Below are 22886 nucleotides of genomic sequence, written 5' to 3' on the forward strand. Positions count from 1 at the left end.
ATGCTCTTTGACAGTGCCAGGGATGGCGGGAAATGGTGCAATCAATTGGTGAAATGTGAGCAGGATCGCATGATAATTCACCGATTCGTTAGCAGATATTCTGCGAAAATAAGCGAGAAAATTTTTTTATTGACCTCAAAGAGGCTACCGGGTGGTTTTTGGCGACAGGCGAGGCATATGGGCTGGAAGCAGTTATCCACTATTCCTGTGGATAACCTTGTGCATTAGAGTTAGAAAAAGTGCGAGAAGCGAGTAAATACGCGGCTTGCGCCTGAATTGCTGCGAAAGGCGTCTTTTAAGATATTCCTTTATTTTTTAATTGGTTAAATAAAAGCAATCCTTGTAAGAAATCTGTCACCCACTGCCACAAAACTTTCATTACCTGTCTTGACAAGTGTTAAAAAAGGAAATGTTCTGGGGATAACCCGCTTTTGCTGGTGTTTTGTACCGTCCCAGGTGATTTTCGAGGTGCGCTCATCGTGCCGGGCCAGTGAGTAGAAGAGATTCCTGATTATGCCACTGTTTTTACATCCAGTATTTTTTATTGGCAAATCTCGCTGTGGTGAGTAAAATTACTTTCCTGCCCGCTCATTCCTTCATCAGGTAGCCGTCCATGAGTAAACCATTCAAACTGAATTCCGCTTTTCGTCCCTCCGGCGATCAGCCAGAAGCTATTCGTCGCCTGGAAGAAGGGCTCGAAGACGGTCTGGCTCATCAGACTTTGCTGGGCGTGACCGGTTCAGGGAAAACGTTCACCGTGGCGAATGTGATTGCCGATTTACAGCGCCCGACGATGGTGCTGGCACCGAACAAGACCCTTGCGGCACAGTTGTATGGCGAGATGAAAGAGTTCTTCCCGGATAACGCCGTGGAATATTTCGTCTCTTACTACGACTACTATCAGCCGGAAGCCTATGTGCCGAGTTCGGACACGTTTATTGAGAAAGATGCCTCGGTGAACGAACACATTGAGCAGATGCGACTGTCGGCCACTAAAGCGCTGCTTGAACGTCGGGATGTCATTGTGGTGGCATCGGTCTCCGCGATTTACGGTCTGGGCGATCCGGACCTGTACCTGAAGATGATGCTGCACCTGACAAAAGGGATGATCATCGATCAGCGCTCCATACTGCGTCGGCTGGCGGAGTTGCAGTACACCCGCAATGATCAGGCGTTTCAGCGCGGCACCTTTCGCGTACGCGGCGAGGTGATCGATATCTTCCCGGCGGAATCGGACGATATTGCCCTGCGCGTTGAGCTGTTTGATGAAGAGGTTGAGCGCTTGTCGCTGTTTGATCCGCTGACCGGGCACGTTGAGTCGACCATCCAGCGTTTTACGGTCTATCCCAAAACTCACTACGTCACGCCGCGTGAGCGCATCGTTCAGGCGATGGAAGAGATCAAGGTCGAGTTGGCCGACCGGCGCAAAGTGCTGCTGGAGAATAATAAGCTGCTGGAAGAACAGCGGCTGACCCAGCGCACCCAGTTTGATCTGGAAATGATGAATGAGTTGGGCTATTGCTCCGGCATCGAAAACTATTCGCGCTACCTTTCCGGGCGCGGGCCGGGCGAGCCGCCGCCGACGCTGTTTGATTATCTTCCGGCGGATGGCCTGCTGGTGATTGATGAATCCCACGTCACCATTCCGCAAATTGGCGGTATGTTCCGCGGCGACCGCGCGCGTAAAGAGACGCTGGTGGAGTACGGTTTCCGTCTGCCGTCAGCGCTGGATAACCGCCCACTGAAATTCGAAGAGTTCGAAGCGCTGGCACCGCAAACCATTTATGTATCGGCGACGCCGGGCAACTATGAGCTGGAAAAATCAGGTGGCGATGTGATTGACCAGGTTGTGCGCCCGACCGGGTTGCTCGATCCGATTATCGAAGTGCGACCGGTGGCAACCCAGGTGGACGATCTGCTCTCCGAGATCCGCATACGCGCCGCCATTAACGAGCGTGTGCTGGTCACGACACTGACCAAACGCATGGCGGAAGATCTGACCGAATATCTGGAAGAACACGGTGAGCGGGTGCGTTACCTGCACTCCGACATCGATACGGTCGAACGTATGGAGATTATCCGCGATTTACGCCTTGGCGAGTTTGATGTGCTGGTGGGCATCAACTTGTTGCGTGAGGGGCTGGATATGCCGGAAGTGTCGCTGGTGGCAATTCTGGATGCGGATAAAGAAGGGTTCCTGCGTTCGGAGCGTTCGCTGATTCAGACCATAGGTCGTGCGGCGCGTAACGTCAACGGGAAGGCTATTCTCTATGGCGACAAGATTACCCCATCCATGGCGAAGGCGATGGGGGAAACCGAGCGTCGTCGCGAGAAACAGCAGCAGTACAACGAAGAACACGGCATCACCCCGCAAGGGTTGAACAAAAAAGTGGTGGATATTCTGAGCCTCGGCGAAAGCCTGGCGAAGACCAAAGGCAAAGGTCGCGGTAAATCGCGCACACCGGCTCAGGTGGAAGCTGCCGAACTGGCATTAACCCCGAAAGCGCTGCAGCAGAAAATTCACGAGCTGGAAGGGCAGATGATGCAGCATGCGCAGAATCTCGAATTCGAAGAGGCGGCGAAATGCCGCGATCAACTGCATCAATTGCGGGAATTGTTTATTGCCGCCTCGTAACACGATGCCGCTCACGAAATTCACCTGTGCATCTTAATGTTTACTTAATGAAAGCCGATTACTCTCCTGTGAAAAATCAGGAGAGTATCTATGCACAAAGAAAATCTGGCTCAATATCTGGCCGTTGCCCTGTCCCTCGCCATTATCATCGGTTTTACCCATATCTGGGTGCTGTCTTACTGAGTTCCCCTTAACGTGCAATGGGGTTGAGTTTCACCCATGCGCGAACGCCAGGGCCAGGCTGACGGTTGTGTAAGAAGAATTGCGCGTCATGAAGCTGTGCGATGCGTGAAACGATACTCAATCCAAGCCCTGATCCACCGTAGCGACTATCCATTCGCACAAAAGCTTTGCTTAACTCTCCGCTGCGGGATTCATCCACGCCTGAACCCTCATCTTCCACCGACAGAACCGGCGTCGGGCCAGCAATAAGGCTCACGGTAATGGTGGTGCCGGGCGGGCTGTACCGGTGGGCGTTTTCCACCAGATTTCGCAGCAGCACCTGCAAGAGTGTGGCATCGCCTGCCACGGCGATATCTTCTGTCATTTCCGGCAACTGTAAGTGCTGCTGACGGGTGTGCAGCATTCTCTCCAGCTCACTGTGGACCGGCATGACCACATCTTCCATCAGCATCACCTGCTGATAGCTGCCAGCGGAAAAAGATTGCCCGACGCGGGCGAGTTGTAGCAACTGGGCAATATTTTCGGTCATCTGGTCCAGACGCTGGAGCAGGGGGGCGACATCCAGAGCATGGCTTTTGGCCATCAATTCCAGGTGCAGGCGCAGACCTGCCAGCGGCGTACGCAACTCATGGGCTACGTCGGCGGTAAACAGACGTTCGCGATCCAGTGTGACGGTAAGGCGTGAAACCAGTTGATTGATGGCAGAGGCAACGGCCTCCACCTCACGGACCGGGTTTTCCAGAACGATGGGTTCAAGGTTGCCCGGCGCACGCGCATCCAGCTCGCGCTGTAATGCTGAAAGAGGGCGGGTTATGGTTTTCAACGCTTTAAAACAGAGCAGCAGGGCGAGACCAATGATCAGCAGGCTTGGCACCAGCAGACTGGCGACCGCTTCGTGCACTTCATGCTCCACCTGTTTATGGTTGTTATGGCTGTGAATCGCGCTTTCCACCAATAGCTGGACTTGCTCTTTGCTCTCATGCCATAGCCAGAACACGCTGACCAGTTGACACACCACCAGAATGGCCCCGACGGTGAGCAGCAAGCGGCTTCGCATTGACCAGTCCCTGAATTGAAAGATCGCCATGCTTATTCCTGTTTATCGGCGTGGATCAACATATACCCATAGCCGCGCACGGTACGGATACGCGATTTGCCGATTTTGTCACGCAGGTTATGGATATGCACTTCCAGCGTATTCGTCGCCGGTTCGTTGTCCCAGTTGTAAATGTCGTTATAGAGAATTTCACGGTGTACCGGCGTACCCACTTTCATCAGCAGGCGTGACAGCAACGCATACTCTTTTGGCGTAAGCTCCAGTAACTCTTCGCTGAGCCATACCTGACGGCGGGTCAAATTCAGCCGCAAATTACCGCTTGTTAATTCGCTGTCTGCCTGATTATTGTGACGCCGCAGCAGGGCACGAATACGTGCGTTAAGCTCTTCGAGTGCGAAGGGCTTAACCAGATAATCATCCGCACCGGTGTCCAGCCCGGAAATACGATCGGAGAGCGTGTCCCTGGCGGTCAAAATTAATACCGGCAGCGTGAATTTCTCGCGGCGAACACGCTCCAGAAAATGGAGGCCATCTTCGTCCGGAAGACCAAGGTCAAGCACCATCAGACTGTAGTGTCCGGTTGCCAGACTCAGGCCCGCTTCATGAGCGGTGGATACGCCATCGCAGGCGTATCCTTCACTTTGCATGGCCAGAATCAATCCCTGTAATAACAGTGCATCATCTTCGACGACCAGAATTTTCATTTCGGCTCTCCACGACAGGCAGTCAAAATATCATCTTGCGCACGGTATTCCTTCGTACTGACCCCTGTCATACCCAACATGGTCGAGAAGAGATTATCCTGCGAAAAGTTCTTTTGCTGTGCCTCTTTTTGCAGGCACTGATTATCTACGCCGTAACGCTTTTGATAATCCTCAGACAGCCAAATAAGCATCGGAATATGTTTTTGCGTTTCCGGGGCGATGGAATAAGGCAAACCGTGTAAATAGACACCGTCTTCACCCAGCGATTCACCATGGTCGGAAAGGTAAACCAGGCTGGTGGTGAATTTATCCTGTTTCGATTGCAGTAATTTAATGGCTTTGTCGACAATATAATCAATGTACAAAATGGTGTTGTCGTAAGTGTTCACCAGTTGTTCCTGCGTGCAGGTCTGAATCTGGCTGGTATCGCAGGTCGGGGTAAATTTACGAAATGCCGCCGGGTAGCGGTTATAGTAGGTTGGCCCGTGGCTACCAATGGTGTGCAATACAATGACGCCGTCATGTTGCAGATTATTGATATAGTCTTCGAGCTGATGAAATAACGCTTCATCCTGACATTCACCGTCAATACATAACCCCGGCAGATTCAGCGCAGTCACATCCTGATGAGGAACGCGATCGCAGGCGCCTTTGCAACCGCCGTCGTTTTCATTCCACAATACCTGAATACCCGCGCGCTGAATAATATCCAGCAATCCTTCCTGATGATGGGCCAGTTCTTCGTCGTAATTCTGGCGCGGCATATTAGAGAACATGCAGGGCACGGAAATGGCCGTTGCCGTCCCGCAGGAGGTGGTGTTCGGGAAATAGACCACATTATCCTGTTTTAAACGCGGGTTGGTCTCATGAGCATATCCACCCAGGGAAAAGTTGGCGGCACGCGAGGTTTCACCCACGATCAAGATGGTCAGATTCTTACGCGGGCCGTTTTGCATCTGCACACGTTGTTGTGCATCTTCACCGATACGCACCAGCGGCAAATTATCCATGCGATGATGGCTATACCAGGATAAACCTGCGGTGATGCTGTTTGACGGGCTGAGGGATTTAACCAGTTCTTTATTATTGCGAAACAGTGAGGCGTAATCTTTATAGAACAGCAGCGCGACGAAAACGATCAGTAATGCAGAAACCGCAATGCTCACGAGGCGGCTGATAATACTCCGCCAGGCCGGGACCGGCGCTTTGATTTTAATCCACCAGGCGATAAGCACCATTAACGCGCCTGAGAGCAGCAGCACCACAACCATACGTGGCGATAGCAGGGCGAAACTCTCTGCCGGGGTGGTATCGAGAATATTGGTCACCATTGAGCGGTCGATAATAATGCCAAAGCTCATGATGAAATATTGCGCCGCCGCGCTGACCAGGATAAAGAGGCTGATCGTCAGACGGTCCAGGCGTAAAAACGAGGTCAGAGTGAGCGCAATATTGATGACGCTAAAGGCCACGATGGGCATGGAGGCAAATACCAGCGCGTTATGCAATGAGTCTACCGGCAATAATCTAAATGCCTGGCGATAAAACGCGATGTTTAAAATCACTGCGATATAAAGCGCGAACAAAATCAGAAAGCTCAGGCGGCTTAAGCTAGGCCGGCGAAGACGAAAAGTAGGCATGACAACGATCCTGACAAAGACAGGATAACTATTCTGGACAAAGATCTTTAAGACAACCTTAAGAAATTAAGGAAACGTGATGGCGCGAGCACAAATCGTGCTCGCTGCGCGATTAACCCAGCGCCTGAACCGCTTTTTCCAGCGCTTCACGCAACAAATGCCTGTCATGACGATAAGGGATATCGCTGGCGTCCAGAACCCCCTGAATAACAACCCGGTCGGAAACCGCAGAGACATCCACTTTCGGACCAACGATAACGGCATCAATGATCGGTTTACCCACATACTGCTCCATGATCGTAAGCTTATCTTTAAGCGTCAGGTTGGCGGCGGCCACGCTCAATTCTCTGCCAAGATTTCCGATATAGACCACGGGCGCCGGGGTGCGGCGCAGCGCCTGAGAAAGGTCTTCCAGCAGTAGTAAAGGCAGCAGGCTGGTATAAAAACTCCCCGGACCAATTAAAATCAGATCCGCCTCGGCAATCGCCTGAACGGCTTCCCGCGTGGCGTGTACTTTGGGAAACAGCATCAGTTCCTGCACCGGGGATTCCAGCAGGTCGATATTCACTTCGCCATAGACCATATGGCCTTCGTTGTCTGTTGCCATTAAATCAACGGGTTGTTCAGACATCGGAATAAGAAACGCATCGACCTTGAGCAGGTTGCGAATGAGATTGATCGCCTCCAGAGGGCGCACGCTGAGGTGATCTAACGCCTTTAACATCAAGTTTCCGAGGTTATGGCCGGAAAGTTCGCCATTACCGCTAAAACGGTACTCAAACATCGCCGAAGCGACGCTGGGTTCGGTAATAAGCTGGTTTAAACAGTTGCGCATATCGCCCCAGGCGATCCCTCCCTCAGAGCGGCGAATCCGCCCGGTAGAACCGCCGTTATCGGTGGTCGTCACAATACCGGTGAGTCGTGAACCTAACGATGATAAAGCTGACATCACGCGGCCCAGACCGTGCCCACCGCCAAGCGCAACAACGCGATCCAGATCCGCAAGAGTGCGATTACGCATAAACCTTCCTTATAAATGATTACCGCGCTACGTTAACCTAAATACCACCTAATGACGATGCCGCGCAGGGTGGAAAATGACGTATATCAAAGCAAAAAACGGAGTTTCACGTACTCTGTTATGAAAATGCGCGATCATGTCGCTATATGCATGTTTATATAGCGATAATGATGTTGGCGAAACAAAACGCTTCGCGCTACTATCGCCATAACGAATTTATCTCGTTACGCACAACATACACTCTAGCCTCTGTACCTACGTCTGACGATATGGTGCTTTGGCCGTGGCGATACCACCGGTATCAGCCGCCAGGGTGCAGGAAGAAATGACTGCATCTCCCGTATTTGGAAAGGTGTACATGGCCACACAACTGACTGACACGTTCGCGCGTAAGTTCTTTTACTTGCGTTTGTCGATCACTGATGTATGCAACTTCCGTTGCACTTACTGCCTGCCCAACGGCTACAAGCCAGGTGGCGTCACCAATAAAGGTTTTCTCAGCCTCGAGGAGATTCGTCGCGTTACGCGTGCGTTTTCTGCTATGGGGACAGAGAAAGTCCGTCTGACCGGTGGCGAACCTTCGCTGCGTCGCGACTTTACCGACATTATTGCTGCCGTGCGGGAAAACCACGCCATCCGCCAGATTGCCGTCACCACGAACGGCTATCGGCTGGCGCGCGATGTGGCGCACTGGCGTGATGCCGGGCTGACGGCGATTAACGTCAGCGTCGACAGTCTCGACGCTCGCCAGTTTTTCGCGATTACCGGTCAGGATAAGTTTAAGCAGGTGATGGACGGCATTGATGCTGCTTTTGCGGCAGGCTTTGAGAAGGTCAAAGTCAATACCGTGCTGATGCGCGATGTCAACCACCACCAGCTCGATACCTTTCTTTCCTGGATCAAACCTCGCCCCATTCAACTGCGTTTTATTGAACTGATGGAAACCGGCGAAGGCAGCGATCTCTTTCGAAAACACCATATCTCCGGCGATGTGCTGCGCGTCGAGCTGCTTAAACGCGGCTGGATCCAGAAGCTGCGCAGCCGCAGTGACGGTCCGGCACAGGTTTTCTGCCACCCGGACTATGCCGGAGAGATTGGTCTCATCATGCCCTATGAAAAAGACTTTTGCGCCAGTTGTAACCGGCTGCGGGTCTCTTCCGTCGGCAAGCTGCATTTATGCCTGTTTGGCGACGGGGGCGTAGACCTGCGCGATCTGCTGCAGGATGACTATCAGCAGGCCGCGCTGGAAGCGCGCATTGCCGCGTCCCTTGCGCATAAAAAACAGACCCATTTTCTGCATCAGGGTAACACCGGCATTACGCAAAATCTGTCTTACATTGGCGGATAATGGCCGCAAGGAGAAAAAGCAATGAGTCAGGTTAGTACTGAATTTATCCCTACCCGTATCGCGATTCTTACGGTTTCCAGCCGTCGTGGCGAAGAGGATGACACCTCAGGCCATTTTCTGCGCGACTCAGCGCTGGAGGCGGGGCATAAAGTGGTGGCGAAAGCCATTGTCAAAGAGAATCGCTATGCCATTCGGGCGCAGGTTTCAGTGTGGATTGCCAGCGATGACGTCCAGGTGGTGCTGATTAACGGCGGCACCGGTTTTACCGAGGGCGACCAGGCGCCGGAGGCCTTATTGCCGCTGTTTGACCGTGAAGTAGAAGGGTTTGGTGAACTGTTCCGGATGCTCTCTTTCGAAGAGATAGGCACCTCTACGCTGCAATCACGTGCGCTGGCGGGTATCGCCAACAAAACGCTGATTTTCGCGATGCCGGGCTCCACCAAAGCCTGTCGCACCGCATGGGACAATATCATCGCGCCGCAACTCGATGCGAGCACGCGTCCGTGTAATTTTCACTCCCACATTAAGCCTTAATTTATGTCGCAACTGACCCATATTAACGCCGACGGCGAAGCGCATATGGTGGATGTCTCCGCCAAAGCAGAAACTGTGCGGGAAGCGCGCGCCGAAGCGTTTGTCACCATGCAACCACAAACGCTGGCGATGATTATTGACGGCAGCCATCACAAAGGTGATGTCTTTGCCACGGCGCGTATTGCGGGCATCCAGGCGGCAAAACGCACCTGGGATTTGATTCCGCTGTGTCACCCGCTGTTGCTTAGCAAAGTGGAAGTGCAATTACAGGCACAGCCGGAACATAACCGGGTTCGCATTGAGTCGCTATGCCGTCTGACGGGCAAAACGGGCGTGGAAATGGAAGCGCTGACGGCGGCGTCGGTAGCCGCATTGACGATTTACGATATGTGCAAAGCCGTGCAGAAGGATATGGTCATTGGCCCGGTACGTCTGCTGGCGAAAAGCGGCGGTAAGTCCGGTGATTTCAAGGTAGAAGCAAATGATTAATGTACTTTTTTTCGCGCAGGTGCGCGAACTGACCGGGTGTGACCGGTTGACGCTGGACGAGGTGTTTCCATCTGTCGAAGCGTTACGCCAACACCTTGCCGCGCGTAACGATCGTTGGGCGCTGGCGCTGGAAGAGGGCAAACTGCTGGCGGCGGTAAACCAGACGCTGGTGAGCCTGGACACTCCCCTTACCGATGGCGACGAAGTGGCGTTTTTTCCGCCGGTGACCGGAGGCTGAGATGGCGCAGACACGTATCGTGGTTGGCCACGCGCCGTTTAACGTCGGCGAAGAGTATCAATGGCTGAATGCGCGGGATGAAGACGGCGCGGTAGTGACCTTTACCGGCAAAGTGCGTAACCATAACCTTGGCGATAATGTCAGCGCTCTGACGCTTGAACACTATCCGGGGATGACTGAAAAGACGCTGGCCGGGATTGTTGATGATGCGCGTGAGCGCTGGCCACTTGGTAACGTCACGGTGATTCATCGCGTGGGCGAACTCTGGCCTGGCGACGACATCGTCTTCGTCGGCGTGACCAGCGCACACCGCAGCAGCGCCTTTGAGGCAGGGCAGTTCATTATGGATTACCTTAAGACGCGTGCGCCGTTCTGGAAGCGCGAAGCCACGGCGCAGGGTGAGCGCTGGGTAGAGGCGCGCGATAGCGATAAACAGGCGGCGCAACGCTGGTAACGCTTTGTCGGGATTGTGTTAATCTTGAAGATGGGTATCCACTTTTTGAGGCGTCATTATGGACAGATTCCCGCGTTCCGATTCTATCGTTTCACCCGCCCGTGCCGGTTTGCAAACCTATATGGCGCAGGTCTATGGTTGGATGACCTGTGGGCTACTGCTGACGGCTTTTATCGCCTGGTATACGGTATTTAATGAAGCCGTATTAATGGCTATCTACTCCAGCCGGGTGGTCTTCTTCGGGCTGATTATTGCGCAACTGGCGCTGGTTTTTGTGCTCTCCGGCCTGATCCACAAACTCAGCGCGGGCATGGCGACCACGCTGTTTATGCTCTATTCCGCCCTGACCGGGCTGACGCTTTCGGGCATCCTGTATGCCTACACCGCGGAGTCTATTGCGGCGACCTTTGTTGTTACCGCCGGGATGTTCGGCGCGATGAGCCTCTACGGCTATACCACCAAACGCGACCTGAGCGGTCTTGGCAGTATGCTGTTTATGGGGCTAATCGGTATCCTTCTGGCTTCCCTGGTTAACTTCTGGCTGAAAAGTGAAACGCTGATGTGGGCGGTGACCTATATCGGGGTGGTTATTTTTGTCGGGTTGACCGCGTATGACACTCAGAAACTCAAAGACATCGGCACACAGCTTGATGTGAATGATAAAGCGCATTTGCGGAAATATTCGATTTTAGGGGCGTTAACGCTCTATCTCGACTTTATCAACCTGTTCCTGATGCTGTTGCGTATCTTCGGCAACCGTCGTTAATGTTATCCTGGCCGGGGTACGTCAGATAGCCAGTGAAAAGCATAAGCCGCACCCGGACATAACCGGGTGCGGCTTGTTCACCTCAGGGAGAAGAGATGAAACCTTTTGGTTGGCTTTCGCCGCCGCACATTAAACCTACGGAACTTATCGTTAATATCTGCCTGTGGCTGGCTGCGGGCATGGTGCTGGGTATCGGTGTTGCCTGGCTGGCGCTGCATCTTCCCGTTATTCGGGCGTGGTTTATTCCCGGCCCTGCCATCCTTGTGATGATTGCCGTCTTATTTATCAGCGGCCTTCTCCTTTACTGCTTCTTTGAGCGCTTTAGTACGCCGCTGGCGCTGTTCTGGCTCATCTTGATGAACCTGCTGACCGGGCTACTTTTCGCCTGCATCTTCTCCTGGGCGGGAATCGTCTTAGCGCTGGGCGTAACCGGCGCGATGTTCGCCATCAGCGCGGTTATCGCCCATTATGCGGGCAGCAATATCAGCGGTGGTGGCTATTATTTGTTGATGTTGCTGGTGGGGCTTAGCCTGACGGCGCTGTTTAATATCGGGCTGCACAATGGCCCATTGGAATGGATTGGCTGCCTGGCGATGGTATTGCTGTTTGGATTAACAACGGCGGGCAGCAGTTCACGGATTCAGCTATCCGCCCGCGAACTCTATATGAAACAATTTACCACGGTACAGGCCTGCGCCATCCATGGCGCATTGCGGGTCTGGCTGAATATAGCCAGTCTCGTGTTTGAACTGCTACGTCTGGCAAGCTATGTGATTGATGGCATACGCTCCCGCTAATCAACCTTTTGCCATCGCCTTTTCATTTTTCGCCCGCAGTTTCTTCGCCCGACTTTCCAGTACAAGATAGGCAATCAGCGCCAGCAGTAGCGGGATAAAATAATAGAGTACGCGGTAGGCCAGCAGGGCCGCGATGATAACCCCTTGTGACATATGTTCCCCGGCCAGCAGTGCCAGAAAGACGGCTTCCAGCACGCCAATCCCCGCCGGGATATGGACAATCACGCCAGCGATACTGCTGACCAGCAACACGCCCAGCACAAAGAAGAAGTTGGCCTGGTGCCCCATCAGCAGCCAGATAATCACCCCCATAGCTATCCAGTTGGCGCTGGAAATGGCCATCTGGGCAAGGGCAAATTTCCACGAGGGAATCACTAACTTCTGTCCTCTAATTGTGAAATGGCGACGTTTCGCAAAGCCGCAGGCCCACAGATAGAAGGCGATAAAGAGCAGCAGCACCACGCCAATAATGCGCAGCGTAGTGTCAGAGATGTACCAGTGCGCCGGGATGTCCACCACACCGAAAGTGAAGATGATGCCGCCGAGTAAAATATAACCCAGCCAGTTGGTGGTGATGCTGAGCGAGAAAATCCGCGTGATGGTGCTGCTGGGTAATCCAAGGCGGGAATAGAGACGATAACGCATGCCGATCCCGCCCACCCAGGTGCTGAGCGTCAGGTTAAAGGCATAACAGATAAACGACACCAGCATTACCTGGCGTTTAGCCAGTTTATGTCCGCAATAGGCGCGACCCAGCAGGTCGTAGCAGCCATAAATCAAATAACTGACCACGACCAGCGCGGCGGCACCCAATAACACGATGCGGTTATAGTCGTGAATAACCTTCCAGACATCATCCCAGTTGACCTTCTGGGCATACAGCACTAACAGGACGGCAACGGCGATAAAAAAGAGCCAGGTGAGAACTTTTTTTGCCAGCCGCCAGCGTGGATGTGATTTCGCCATCAGGATTTCCCCCCGGAATTTTCAGAAGCGACGCGATCCTGAGTCTCTATTTCCGGCTGGATGGGGGGCTTCACCTGGGCCAGCCTTGGCGTATGTGCGGGCAGCCAGCCAACGAGTGCAGGAAAATGGCGCAGGAAGTGGAACACCACCACGCTCTTGGCGAGATTCCACCAGGTCCGCTTAGGTGCCATCGATTCGTCCACACGCAGGCAATCTTTGGCGATAATCGCGTTGAGGTTGTCGCGCAGCGTCTGGTTGAATTCCCGATCGTGAATGATCAGATTGGCTTCAAGATTTAGCGACAGACTTAACGGGTCAAGGTTGCTCGACCCGACGGTTGCCCAGTGATCGTCCATTAACGCCACTTTGCCATGCAGTGGGCGACGGCGATATTCGTAGACCTGAACGCCCCCTTTCAAAAGATAGTTATAGAGCAGCTCGGCGCCAACTTTGACGATTGGCATATCCGGCTCGCCTTGTACGATGAGCTTCACGCGTACGCCCCGGCGGGCCGCGTTTTTCATTGCATGCAGCAGGCGGTAGCCGGGAAAGAAGTAGGCATTGGCGATAATCACTTCTCGCTTAGCATTGGCGAGCATTTTCAGGTAGTGGCGTTCAATGTCATCACGGTGATCGTCATTGTCGCGCCAGACAAACAGCGCCTGAGCTTCACCGGGCGTGCGGTTATCCTCCGCCTGATGGCGACGTCGTTGCCACCAGCGTCTGACCGGCGCGTTTTCAGGCAAATTTTCCACTTCAAATTGCAAAATGTCGGCCACCACCGGGCCTTCAACCCGTACGGCATAGTCCTGCTTGGCTTCGGGGCCGTAGCTGGTGACATGTTCAGCGGAATAATTAATGCCGCCGACAAACGCCACCGTGTTATCGATCACCACGATTTTACGGTGCATGCGGCGAAAGACATTGGTCCGCAAACCGAACAGACGTGGTCGGGGATCGTAGTAGCGGAAGACGACACCCGCAGAGGTGAGCGTATTGACGAACTCATCGCTGAGATCGGGGGAGCCATAGCCGTCGAGCAACACTTCGATGTTCACGCCGCGACGGGCTGCTTTGAGTAAAACAGCATGCAACTCACGTCCTACTTCATCTTCAAACCAGATAAAGGTTTCGAGGATAACTTTTTGCTGTGCCTGCTCAATAGCGGCATACACCGCCGGGTAAAAGTTTTCGCCATTTTCGAGAAGCTCAATACGATTACCCTCTTTCCATGTGCATTTCATAGGTGGATCTCCGCACTCAGAGGGGCATGGTCGGATAAATGGCGCCAGTTGCGCAGCGGCAGTGCTGTGGGCGAGCTAACACCAGCATTTTTGACATAGATACGGTCCAGGCGTAACAGCGGCAGGCTGACCGGAAAGGTGCGGGCAGGGCGGCCATGGGCGCGGGTAAAGATCTCTTCCAGCCCGGCCTGGACTTTTAACGGATGGTTCGCCCGCTGCCGCCAGTCGTTAAAGTCGCCAGCCACCACCACCGGTTCATTTTCCGGCAGCGAATTTACCCATTCTGCCAGCATCGTGAGCTGTGCCTGGCGATGGACTTCACGTAAGCCCAGATGCACACAAATCACATGCACCGGCCGCGCAATATCAGGCAGCACGATACGACAATAGAGCAGGCCGCGTTTTTCACTGCCGCCCACGGACACGTCACGGTTCTCATAGTGCTCGATAGGAAAACGGGAAAGCACGGCGTTACCGTGGTGGCCTTCAGGGTAGACAGCATTACGCCCGTAGGCGTAATCGCTCCACATAGCATCAGCAAGAAATTCGTAGTGGGTGGTATCCGGCCAGTTCTCCACATGCAGCGGATGAACCTCATGCGCGCCCATCACTTCTTGCAGGCAAACAATATCGGCGCTGACGGTGCGCACCGCGTCGCGAAGTTCCGGCAAAATGAAACGCCGGTTGAAGGCGGTAAAGCCTTTATGGGTATTTATGGTGAGTACTTTCAATGAAAATTGACGAGTTTGTTGGGTCATAATTCTCCTGCCAGCCTCACTATCCTGATGAAAATAAATTGTAGTCTCTGTCACAAAAAGATGCGGGGTTACGGAATTTTCTGTAAATATCAGTACTCTTTGTTAAGAGAAAAATTCGTCAGGAGAGATGCCATGAAGTGGCAACAACGTGTTCGTGTCGCAACCGGTCTGAGTTGCTGGCAGATTATGTTGCATATGCTGGTTGTGGCGGTGTTAGTAACAGCCTGGATGAGCGGCGCGCTGGTGCGGGTCGGCCTGGGTCTGTGCGTCCTTTATAGCGTAACGGTGCTGTTGATGCTGTTTTTGCAGCGCCACCACGAAGAGCGCTGGCGCGGCATTGGTGATGTTCTGGAAGAGTTGACCACCACCTGGTATTTCGGTGTCGCCATGATCGTGCTGTGGCTGCTGTCACGCGTCATGCAAAACAACCTGCTGCTGGCCCTGGTCGGGCTGGTTATCCTCGCAGGCCCAGCGGTGGTCTCCCTGCTGGCAAAAGAGAAGCGTATCCCGTCCAAATCCTTCAAAGTTTAAGATGCGAGAGGCGTAAGGTTACATCACCTTACGCCGGAACATCGCATAGGCCGCTGAACCCGTGGTGGCCGTTATCACCAGTAGCGGCCACACGCTTTGCCAGACAATCGCGAAGCTCGCATCCTTCAAATAGATCTGCTTGGTAATGTCCGTAAAATGGCGGATAGGGTTAATCCATGTCAGATCCTGCAGCCAGACCGGCATATTCTCGACCGGCGACACATATCCCGAAAGCAGAATAGCGGGCATCATAAAGACAAATACCCCAATAAACGCCTGCTGCTGTGTTGAGCACAGGGACGAGATCAGCAGGCCAAACCCTACCAGCGACAAGCCGTAAATCAGCATCGTGAAATAGAACAGCAGTAGCGATCCGGCAAAGGGGATTTTATAGGCAAGGATCCCGGCGAGCAGCACGATGGTGGCCTGGAAAGTCGCCACCACCAGCGCAGGTACCGCTTTGCCGACAAAAATTTGCCAGGTCGCCAGCGGTGAGACCAGCAGTTGATCCAGCGTGCCCTGTTCCCGTTCGCGAGCAACCGAGAGTGAGGTGACGATCATCACGCCAATGGTGGTGATCATGGCGATAAGCGATGGCACCACGAACCATTTGTAATCGAGGTTTGGGTTGTACCAGTTGCGGATCACCAGTTCACTGTTGTTCGGCTTCGTTTTCCCCTCTATCAGCTCCTGTTGATATTCTTTGACGATCGCTTGCAGGTAATTGGCGGCAATCTGCGCGCTGTTAGAGTTTCGTCCGTCGAGAATAAGCTGTAGCGGTGCCTGGGTGAAGGTATCCAGCTTGCGGGAAAAGTCAGCCGGAAAACGCACCAGCAGCAGCGCTTTTTGCTCGTCGATTGTCGGGCGAATCTCCTGCGGGCTTTTCAGCATCAGCACATGGGTGAAGGCTTTTGCCCTGGCAAAGCGCTGGGTCAGCTCTACCGCATGTTTGCCGTTATCTTCGTTATAGACGGCAATGGTGGCGTTAGTGACCTCCAGCGTCGCGGCAAACGGGAACAGCAACACCTGGATAACAACCGGCAGAATCAAAATGGCGCGGGTCTGCGGTTCGCGCAGCAGCGACTGCAACTCTTTGCGAATCAGTGTCCATAAGCGATGAAACATGGTGCCTCCCTAATCCAGCCGCCGTTTAGTTTTCACCCACGTCAGGCCAATAAACATGATTGCCGAAGCCAACAGAAACAGCACGTTGATGACCAGTACCACCGGGATATTGCCTGCCAGAAACAGGCTTTGCAGGGTACTGACGAAGTAGCGCGCCGGAATAATGTAGGTCACCGCCCGGATCACCGCAGGCATACTGTCAATCTGGAAGATAAACCCGGACAACATGATCGACGGCAAAAAGGCGGCATTAAGCGCCACCTGTGCGGCATTGAACTGATTTCGCGTAATGGTCGAAATCAGTAACCCCATCCCCAATGTGCTGAGCAGAAACAGGCTGGTGATGAAAAACAGGATCACCAGCGAACCGCGATACGGCACCCCGAGAATAAATACCGACACCAGCATACACAGCAACATCGCCAGCATTCCGAGGAAGTAGTAGGGGATAAGCTTGCAGAGCAGGAGTTCGGTACGGGTAACTTCGGTAGAGAGCAGTGCCTCCATGGTGCCGCGCTCCCATTCGCGCGCCACCACCAGCGAGGTGAGGATCGCGCCGATCACTGTCATGATGATGGTGACCGCGCCGGGGATAATAAAATGCTGGCTGATGGCGGCGGGGTTAAACCAGTAGCGCATCTGTACGTCAATCAGCGGTTCGAAACTTTCGGCGCGATCGTCGGCCCGCTGCTGTTGCCAGACCTGCCAGATCCCCTGTACATAGCCCTGAACGAAGTTGGCGGTATTGGGTTCGCTGCCATCGGTGATCACTTGTAGCGGCGCATCTTCACCGGGGCGCGCCATCTGTTCGGCAAAATTCACCGGAATGACCACCAGCCCGCGAATGCGCCCGGCCTGCATCATCTGAATTAATTGCTGGCGATTATCGCTGACCGTCGCGTCAAACCACGGAGAGCCGGTCATCGTATGGGCGAAGTCCAGCGCCTCTTCGCTGTGCTGCTCCAGTAAAATGCCCACGCGCAGCTTGCTGGAGTCCAGGTTTATGCCGTAGCCGAAAATAAACAGCAGCATTAACGGGATCACCACTGCAATCAGCCAGCTACTGGGATCGCGCACAATCTGGCGCGTCTCTTTGATGCAGAGCGCGCGCACGCGACGCAGGGAGAGAGGGCTATGCATCGTGATGCTCCTTATCCCAGTTATGGATGAGCGTGATAAAGGCATGTTCCATCGTCGGGTCGGTGTGCTCTGCATCGGCCGTTTGCGCTTTCAGGGCATCCGGCGTGCCGCTGGCGATAAGTTTACCGCGATAGACCAGCCCGATGCGGTCGCAATATTCGGCTTCATCCATAAAGTGGGTGGTGACCATGACCGTTACCCCTTTCTCCACCATGCTGTTAATGTGCAGCCAGAACTCGCGGCGGGTCAGCGGGTCGACGCCAGATGTCGGCTCATCGAGGAACAGAATGTCCGGCTCATGCATCAGCGCGCAGGCCAGCGCCAGGCGTTGCTTAAAGCCCAGCGGCAGGGCGTCGGTTGCCTGATTGGCTATCGCCTTAAGGCCAAACGCGTCCACCATCCGTGTGATTTTATCCTGCTGCGCCCGTCCCCGAAGGCCGTAGACGCCGGAGAAAAAGCGCAGGTTTTGCGCCACCGTCAGGTTGCCGTAAAGGGAGAATTTTTGCGCCATATAGCCAAGATGCTGGCGTGCCTGGCCGGAGCTGGTTTTTAAATCCATATTCAGTACCAGCGCTTTGCCGGAGGTGGGGACCAGCAACCCGCACATCATCTTGAAGGTGGTGGATTTCCCCGCGCCATTTGGCCCGAGCAGGCCAAAAATCTCGCCGCGCTTCACGGCGAAATCGACATGATCGGTGGCGGCGAAATCGCCAAATTTTTTCGTCAGTTGCCGGGCTTCGATCACTGTCTCATCAGGGGTGCCTTCCACGGTATGCAGAATGGCCCCCAGCGGCGACTGGGTGAACGCGGCGCCGCCCAGCAGGTCGATAAACGCGTCTTCAAAGCGCGGCGCGGTCTCTTCGATGTCTAACCGGGTCAGTGACGATGCGCTGCGCAGGGCGTCCACCGTTGATTCTTTCGCCAGAATCACCCGCACCGAACGCCCCTGAATCATCCCGTCGCTGACCTGCGGCAGTTTCAGCAGGCGTTGCAATAACTGGCGGTTGTTTTCCTGCGGGCTGCTGGCGAGAAAACTGCGCCCGGCCATGGTTTGCGTCAGCGCACGCGGTTCGCCCTGATAAAGCAATTCTCCTTCGTTCATCAGCAGCACATCGCGGCACTGCTCGGCCTCGTCCAGATAAGAGGTGCTCCATAAAATCAGCATGCCGTCCCCGGCGAGGGTATGCACCATCTGCCACAGTTCACGGCGTGATATCGGGTCCACGCCGACACCGGGTTCGTCCAGCAACAGCACTTTCGGTTGCCCGACCAGGGTGCAGGCAAGCCCCAGTTTCTGTTTCATGCCGCCGGACAACTTGCCCGCCAGCCGTCCGGTAAAGGGAGCGAGGGCGGTGAATTCAAGCAGTCGGGCAAAGGTCTCCTGGCGCTGTTCCCCGGTCACGCTGCGCAGATCGGCGTACAGGTTGAGGTTTTCTATCACCGTGAGATCTTCATACAGGCCGAATTTTTGCGGCATGTAACCGAGCGAGGCATGCAGTTCGCTGTTGTTGGCGATGGGATCCAGGCCAATAACCTCCGCGCTGCCTTCATCGGGTTTCATCAGTCCGGCGAGCATGCGCATCAGCGTGGTTTTCCCCGCGCCATCCGGGCCAACCAGCCCCGTGACGTATCCGGCTTTCACGGTGCAGTCCAGACGGGCGACGGCGGGTTTCTCCATCCCGACGAAGCGCTTGACCAGGCCGTTCAGACGGATGGTTGCCTCACTCATTCCGTGCTCCATTGTCGAAGCTCACGGTAACCGGCATCCCCTGGCGCAGAGCGTCATCGGCGTCGGTGACGATAATGCGCAGCCGATAGACCAAATCGGTACGCAAGTCCGGCGTTTCCACGGTTTTCGGGGTGAATTCCGCCGTCGGGGAAACAAAGCCAATTTTGCCGTGGTAAGGCTTATTGGGGCGGCCATCAACGTACAACAATACCGTTTGACCGGGCTGGGCCTGATGCAAATTGACTTCACTGATGTAGGCGCGAACCCAAACCGGGCGGGTCAGGGAGAGCGTAAGAACGGTGCTCCCGGCATTTAACATGCTACCCGGCTCTACGGCGCGAGTGAGCAGAGTACCATTAGAGGGCGATACCAGTTGGGTATCCTGCAAATCCAGTTGTGATTGCGCCAGTTGCGCCTGTGCCTGCTCAAGGCTGGCTTTGGCCTGGGCTATCTCCTGCGGGCGATTACCGGTACGGTACTGGCTGAGTTTATCTTTCGCCGATTTCAGTGTGGCTTGCGCCTGGTCGCGGGAGGAACGCGCATTTTCCAGGTCGTTGGCGGAAATGGTCCGGCTTTTCCACAGCCCCTGCTGGCGCTGATAAAAGTTTTGCGCGTAATCGTAGGCCGCCTGCGCCTGATTGACCGCCGCCGCCGCCTGGGCAATCTCTTCATCGCGATAGCCCGCGGTGACCAGATCGTATTTTGCCTTCGCCGTCGAGACATTGGCTTGTGCCTGCATAAGGGCATTCTCGTAAGGGGCTTTGTCGATTTCGCCAAGCTTCTGCCCGGCGGTTATCGCATCCCCTTCATCCACCGCAAGTGAAGCGAGACGTCCGCCGACCCGGAAACTGAGGTTCACGGTGCGAATATCCACATTCCCGTAGAGCGTGAGGGTGGCTGCCTGTCGGCTTTGATACCACATCCAGCCCCCGCCAAGCGCGGCGAGTACGATAACGACAATCAACACGATGACGACAGGCTTTTTCATAACCCGGAACTCCTTGTTAATCCCTGAAGGATAAGATCGATATGGCACGTGATGACCTGGCAAATCAGGTCGGCTTTCTCATCGTCGAATTGCGCCCATCCGGTGCGCAGTAAAATGGTTTCCCGACCCAGGCGGAAGGCGAGGATCTCGCCGATCAGCGCATGGGTGTGCAAAATGGTTTGCGTATCATTGGCTTCTCTGCCGGTGTAAGCCGCAATCAGCCGGGTAAGATGGCTGTGCAACGGGGCGATCACCTGGTCATGGACTAGCTGATAGGCGCGGGTAGGGGAGAGCTGTTCGCGCGAGATAAATTTACTCAGATTCAGCGTGTCATCGTGGGTGAGCAGCATAATCATGTTCTTGCAGGCCCGATGAATCAGTTCACGTATCGCCTCTTTATCGGGTTCCGCCTGGGTAAACAGGATTTCGGCGGCTTCGGCGTGGGGGCGAAAATTTGCGCCAATAAAATCGGCGATCCACTGGGCGCAGGCGAGATACAGATCCTCTTTTGAACCGAAGTAGTAGGGGATTGCGGCAATATTCTGCCCGGCCAGCGCAGCGATATCGCGCGTGGTGGCATGCAACCCGTATTCGCCAAACTGTGCGAGGGCAGCGGCAATCAACTGGTTTCTGGCCTGCTCACCTTTACTGGTCGTCGAGTTCATATTCATCGGTGGAATAAAGTTAATCAATCGATTGATTAACTTTATGGCTATTTTTTCGCCGTGTCCAGTCGGGTGTTATCACACTCTTACCGCTAAAAATTGCGTGCCGTTCCCCAGGCCACGGGCCATCAGGGTTGGGAAAATCGGAGAAATATTTCTTCAATGATTAGCAGAGCGATATTTTATGCGCTGTGTCACAAAAGCTGTTACACTCCGCCCCTTCATGACATTGTGGTTTTTGTCATCTGTCATATTATTATCTCCTCGAAAACTACACCTGTTATGGTCGGGGCGGTGCGGAGTTGTTATGTCTTTTGATTCCCTTGGCCTGAACCCGGAAATTCTGCGTGCTGTTGACGAGCAGGGCTACCGTGAGCCAACCCCTATTCAGCAACAGGCGATCCCAGCGGTGCTGGAAGGCCGCGACCTGATGGCGAGCGCCCAGACGGGTACTGGCAAAACCGCGGGCTTTACGCTGCCGCTGCTGCAACGTCTGGTACAAAAAGAGCCGCACGCGAAAGGCCGTCGCCCGGTGCGTGCGCTGATCCTGACGCCAACGCGCGAACTTGCCGCGCAAATCGGCGAAAACGTACGTGATTACAGCAAATATCTGAACCTGCGTTCGCTGGTGGTTTTCGGCGGCGTGAGCATTAACCCTCAAATGATGAAGCTGCGTAGCGGTGTCGATATTCTCGTCGCCACGCCGGGTCGTCTGCTGGATCTGGAACACCAGAACGCCGTCAAACTGGACAGCGTAGAGATCCTGGTGCTGGACGAAGCTGACCGCATGCTGGACATGGGCTTTATCCACGATATTCGCCGCGTGCTGGCTAAACTGCCTGCGCGTCGTCAGAATCTGCTGTTTTCCGCGACCTTCTCGGATGACATCAAGGGCCTGGCCGAAAAGCTGCTGCGCAACCCGCTGGAAATCGAAGTGGCGCGCCGCAATACCGCCTCTGAGCAGGTAACGCAGCACGTTCACATGGTCGACAAAAAACGTAAGCGCGAGCTGCTCTCCCAGATGATTGGCGAAGGCAACTGGCAGCAGGTGCTGGTCTTCACCCGCACCAAACACGGTGCGAACCATCTGGCTGAACAACTGAATAAAGACGGTATTCGCAGCGCAGCTATCCACGGTAACAAAAGTCAGGGCGCGCGTACCCGTGCGCTGGCAGACTTTAAATCGGGTGATATCCGAGTACTGGTCGCAACCGACATTGCGGCCCGTGGTCTGGATATCGAAGAGCTGCCGCACGTAGTGAACTACGAGCTGCCGAACGTGCCGGAAGATTATGTACACCGTATTGGCCGTACCGGTCGTGCTGCGGCAACCGGTGAAGCGCTGTCGCTGGTCTGCGTCGATGAACATAAACTGCTGCGTGACATCGAGCGCCTGTTGAAAAAAGAGATCCCACGTATCGCTCTGCCGGGTTACGAGCCCGATCCGTCTATCAAGGCCGAGCCGATTGTGAATGGTCGTCAGAGCCAGGGCCGTGGTGGTCGTGGTCAGGGCGGTGGCGGTGGTCGCGGACAACAGCAGCCACGCCGTAACGACGGTGGCGCGTCGAAAGCGAAAGCGCCACGTACCCAGGAAGGAAGTAAACCGGCGGGTGAGAAACCGCGCCGTCGTCGCCCGCGTAAACCCGCAGCAAGCGCCTGACGCCTGATGTGATTAAGAAGCCCTGCCCGCGTGCAGGGCTTTTTGTTTTTGGTTTTGAGTAAGGGGCTGTATGTTCCCCTCACCCCAGCCCTCTCCCTTGTACGGTCCGGAGACATAGTGAACGCTTGTTCGGGGACATGGTAGACACTTACAACTGAGGCATAAGAACCCGTTTATGGAGTCACTTATGCCCTGGGATGCGAGAGATACCATG

At 54.5% G+C, this 22886-nt stretch carries 22 protein-coding genes and 1 riboswitch; of the genes, 10 read left to right on the forward strand and 12 right to left on the reverse strand.

Features of this window, described 5'->3' with window-relative positions:
• Positions 1-613: 613 nt before the first annotated feature.
• The gene (uvrB, locus tag ABU190_RS25595) at positions 614-2635 is read left to right on the forward strand and encodes an excinuclease ABC subunit UvrB (RefSeq protein ID WP_039077239.1); all 2022 of its coding nucleotides are present in this window, start codon (positions 614-616) and stop codon (positions 2633-2635) included.
• A gap of 190 nt (positions 2636-2825) precedes the next feature.
• On the opposite strand, the gene pmrB is transcribed toward uvrB, so the two are convergent.
• The 4 genes from pmrB to yvcK form a co-directional block, all read right to left on the reverse strand.
• Positions 2826-3905, reverse strand: a complete 1080-nt coding sequence (pmrB, locus tag ABU190_RS25600; protein WP_354692752.1) for a two-component system sensor histidine kinase PmrB — start codon at positions 3903-3905, stop codon at positions 2826-2828.
• A 2-nt stretch (positions 3906-3907) separates the two neighbouring features.
• Entirely contained in the window at positions 3908-4579 is a 672-nt protein-coding gene (gene pmrA / locus ABU190_RS25605) for a two-component system response regulator PmrA (protein WP_354692753.1), read from the reverse strand.
• Positions 4576-6219 carry a phosphoethanolamine transferase EptA gene (eptA, locus tag ABU190_RS25610; protein ID WP_354692754.1) on the reverse strand — a complete coding sequence of 548 codons (1644 nt, stop codon included), beginning with the start codon at positions 6217-6219 and terminating at the stop codon, positions 4576-4578. The genes pmrA and eptA overlap by 4 nt, the downstream gene beginning before the upstream one ends.
• Positions 6220-6331: 112 nt before the next feature.
• A complete protein-coding gene (gene yvcK, locus ABU190_RS25615) occupies positions 6332-7240 on the reverse strand; it encodes a uridine diphosphate-N-acetylglucosamine-binding protein YvcK (protein WP_271849859.1) in 909 nt (302 codons plus the stop codon).
• 226 nt (positions 7241-7466) lie between these two features.
• A riboswitch (molybdenum cofactor riboswitch) is annotated at positions 7467-7611 on the forward strand.
• On the opposite strand from yvcK, the gene moaA reads away from it, so the two are divergent.
• The 7 genes from moaA to ABU190_RS25650 all read left to right on the forward strand — a co-directional run bounded on the left by moaA (position 7599) and on the right by ABU190_RS25650 (position 11866).
• Positions 7599-8588 (forward strand): GTP 3',8-cyclase MoaA, encoded by a 990-nt coding sequence (moaA, locus tag ABU190_RS25620; RefSeq protein ID WP_155525415.1) that lies wholly within the window; start codon positions 7599-7601, stop codon positions 8586-8588. It overlaps the preceding riboswitch by 13 nt.
• A gap of 21 nt (positions 8589-8609) precedes the next feature.
• Positions 8610-9122 (forward strand): molybdenum cofactor biosynthesis protein B, encoded by a 513-nt coding sequence (moaB, locus tag ABU190_RS25625; RefSeq protein ID WP_354692755.1) that lies wholly within the window; start codon positions 8610-8612, stop codon positions 9120-9122.
• A gap of 3 nt (positions 9123-9125) precedes the next feature.
• Complete coding sequence (gene moaC / locus ABU190_RS25630; RefSeq protein ID WP_107222938.1) at positions 9126-9611, forward strand: cyclic pyranopterin monophosphate synthase MoaC; 486 nt, start codon at positions 9126-9128, stop codon at positions 9609-9611.
• A complete protein-coding gene (moaD, locus tag ABU190_RS25635; RefSeq protein ID WP_354692756.1) occupies positions 9604-9849 on the forward strand; it encodes a molybdopterin synthase sulfur carrier subunit in 246 nt (81 codons plus the stop codon). Before moaC ends, moaD begins: the two co-directional genes overlap by 8 nt.
• Before the next feature lies 1 nt (position 9850).
• The gene (moaE, locus tag ABU190_RS25640) at positions 9851-10303 is read left to right on the forward strand and encodes a molybdopterin synthase catalytic subunit MoaE (protein WP_039077230.1); all 453 of its coding nucleotides are present in this window, start codon (positions 9851-9853) and stop codon (positions 10301-10303) included.
• 58 nt (positions 10304-10361) lie between these two features.
• On the forward strand, positions 10362-11069 hold the full coding sequence (locus tag ABU190_RS25645; RefSeq protein WP_039077229.1) for a Bax inhibitor-1/YccA family protein: 708 nt from the start codon (positions 10362-10364) through the stop codon (positions 11067-11069).
• A gap of 95 nt (positions 11070-11164) precedes the next feature.
• Positions 11165-11866 carry a Bax inhibitor-1 family protein gene (locus tag ABU190_RS25650; protein ID WP_354692757.1) on the forward strand — a complete coding sequence of 234 codons (702 nt, stop codon included), beginning with the start codon at positions 11165-11167 and terminating at the stop codon, positions 11864-11866.
• Here ABU190_RS25650 and ABU190_RS25655 read toward each other — a convergent pair whose 3' ends face one another.
• From ABU190_RS25655 to ABU190_RS25665, 3 genes are read right to left on the reverse strand one after another with little or no spacing between them, the layout of a single operon-like run.
• Positions 11867-12832, reverse strand: a complete 966-nt coding sequence (locus ABU190_RS25655) for a YbhN family protein (RefSeq protein ID WP_335258027.1) — start codon at positions 12830-12832, stop codon at positions 11867-11869.
• A complete protein-coding gene (clsB, locus tag ABU190_RS25660; protein ID WP_039077226.1) occupies positions 12832-14076 on the reverse strand; it encodes a cardiolipin synthase ClsB in 1245 nt (414 codons plus the stop codon). The genes ABU190_RS25655 and clsB overlap by 1 nt, the downstream gene beginning before the upstream one ends.
• Complete coding sequence (locus tag ABU190_RS25665; RefSeq protein ID WP_354692758.1) at positions 14073-14834, reverse strand: endonuclease/exonuclease/phosphatase family protein; 762 nt, start codon at positions 14832-14834, stop codon at positions 14073-14075. Before ABU190_RS25665 ends, clsB begins: the two co-directional genes overlap by 4 nt.
• 132 nt (positions 14835-14966) lie before the next feature.
• Between ABU190_RS25665 and ABU190_RS25670 the strand changes: the two genes are divergently transcribed.
• Positions 14967-15365 (forward strand): YbhQ family protein, encoded by a 399-nt coding sequence (locus ABU190_RS25670; RefSeq protein WP_039077224.1) that lies wholly within the window; start codon positions 14967-14969, stop codon positions 15363-15365.
• Positions 15366-15383: 18 nt separating this feature from the next.
• On the opposite strand, the gene ABU190_RS25675 is transcribed toward ABU190_RS25670, so the two are convergent.
• Genes ABU190_RS25675 through cecR form a run of 5 tightly spaced genes read right to left on the reverse strand, consistent with a single transcriptional unit; the run spans position 15384 to position 21018 of the window.
• On the reverse strand, positions 15384-16490 hold the full coding sequence (locus ABU190_RS25675) for an ABC transporter permease (RefSeq protein ID WP_271849854.1): 1107 nt from the start codon (positions 16488-16490) through the stop codon (positions 15384-15386).
• A gap of 9 nt (positions 16491-16499) precedes the next feature.
• A complete protein-coding gene (locus ABU190_RS25680; protein ID WP_354692759.1) occupies positions 16500-17630 on the reverse strand; it encodes an ABC transporter permease in 1131 nt (376 codons plus the stop codon).
• Positions 17623-19359, reverse strand: a complete 1737-nt coding sequence (locus tag ABU190_RS25685; protein WP_354692760.1) for an ATP-binding cassette domain-containing protein — start codon at positions 19357-19359, stop codon at positions 17623-17625. The genes ABU190_RS25680 and ABU190_RS25685 overlap by 8 nt, the downstream gene beginning before the upstream one ends.
• Positions 19352-20347: a secretion protein HlyD gene (gene hlyD / locus ABU190_RS25690; protein WP_193795542.1), complete on the reverse strand. Its 996-nt coding sequence runs from the start codon at positions 20345-20347 to the stop codon at positions 19352-19354. Before hlyD ends, ABU190_RS25685 begins: the two co-directional genes overlap by 8 nt.
• Complete coding sequence (cecR, locus tag ABU190_RS25695; protein ID WP_039077219.1) at positions 20344-21018, reverse strand: transcriptional regulator CecR; 675 nt, start codon at positions 21016-21018, stop codon at positions 20344-20346. The genes hlyD and cecR overlap by 4 nt, the downstream gene beginning before the upstream one ends.
• Before the next feature lie 301 nt (positions 21019-21319).
• Between cecR and rhlE the strand changes: the two genes are divergently transcribed.
• Positions 21320-22672, forward strand: coding sequence for an ATP-dependent RNA helicase RhlE (gene rhlE / locus ABU190_RS25700; RefSeq protein WP_354692761.1), 1353 nt, complete (start codon positions 21320-21322; stop codon positions 22670-22672).
• Positions 22673-22886: the final 214 nt, after the last annotated feature.

Origin of the sequence: Phytobacter sp. RSE-02 (genome assembly GCF_040578655.1) — a bacterium.
In the GTDB taxonomy this organism is placed as follows: domain Bacteria; phylum Pseudomonadota; class Gammaproteobacteria; order Enterobacterales; family Enterobacteriaceae; genus Phytobacter; species Phytobacter diazotrophicus.